1 protein-coding gene is annotated in these 551 nt (G+C 61.3%); it reads left to right on the top strand.

The features are described from left to right. Nucleotides 1-28: 28 nt before the first annotated feature. Nucleotides 29-551 (top strand): hypothetical protein (locus F2B26_RS16845; protein ID WP_201292827.1); only part of this gene is annotated, 523 nt, incomplete at its 3' end.

The following is a 551-nucleotide window of genomic DNA, read 5'->3' as shown; positions in this document are numbered from 1 at the left end:
AACCTATGGTTCGGACGCGATCGCCGGCGTGGCCAACTTCATCACGAAGAAGGGTTTTTCGGGCGTCGAGTTGCAAGGCGACTACGAATTCGTCGACGGATCGGACGGCAACTGGTCCAGTTCGATCCTTGTCGGCGGCAACTTCGGCGACGTAAACCTGATGGCCGGCCTTGGCTGGCAACATCGCTCCGAGCTTCCGACGACAGAGCGCGATTACGGTTTCCAGCCGTATTCGGTGAATCCCTCCGCCTGGTCGGCGCTGGGCACGCCGGGCCTGTTCGTCATTCCGGCAAGTGCTGGAGGCATCGTGCTGGACTCCCTGCCAGCCGGCCTGGCTGTTCAGCCCGATGTCGGGTGCGATGCGCTTGGCGGCGTGCAGGACACCATCCTTTGCCGCTTCAGCTTCATTCCGTTCGACAACCTCATCGAGGATACGGATCGCTACCAGGGTTACCTGCAAGCCGACGTCGACTTGAGCGATACGTTCCGGTTCCACGGCGAATTCAGCTACGCGCGGACGGATATGGACTCGATTGGGAGTTCGCCCGGCT

This window comes from Cellulomonas citrea, from assembly GCF_009829685.1.
In the GTDB taxonomy this organism is placed as follows: domain Bacteria; phylum Actinomycetota; class Actinomycetes; order Actinomycetales; family Cellulomonadaceae; genus Cellulomonas; species Cellulomonas citrea.
The sequence above is the reverse complement of the archived record's forward strand: the minus strand, read 5'-3'. Positions and strand labels throughout refer to the sequence as shown.